General features: G+C 63.9%; 1 pseudogene. It reads right to left on the bottom strand.

Annotated features, from left to right (window positions below):
* Positions 1–310, bottom strand: a pseudogene (locus tag EE949_RS13380) (feruloyl-CoA synthase); the annotation flags it as partial.

The following is a 310-nucleotide window of genomic DNA, read 5'->3' as shown; positions in this document are numbered from 1 at the left end:
CAAGGCCGCGCCGGCCGGAAAGATCAAACTCAGACGGCTGAAAAAATGGTCGCGCAAGGCGCTGTCGTCCTTCATCGCCCGTACCAGCATCTCCAGCCCCTTGGGCACCGTGAAGTAGATGGTGGGAGCGATCTCGCGCAGGTTGCGCACCGTTTTCGCGAAGTCGTCGGGGGTCGGCTTGCCGTCGTCGAGGTACAAGGTTCCGCCGCAGAACATCACCATGCCGGAGATCAGATTGCCGGCGGCCGTGTGATGCCAGGGCATCCAGTCGAGCAGCACCGGCGGCCGCTCGTCCAGGAAGGGGTAGCAC

Source organism: Pseudomonas viridiflava, from assembly GCF_900602065.1.
Lineage (GTDB): Bacteria > Pseudomonadota > Gammaproteobacteria > Pseudomonadales > Pseudomonadaceae > Aquipseudomonas.
Note: the sequence above shows the minus strand (reverse complement) of the source record. Positions and strands in the feature narration are given on the sequence as shown.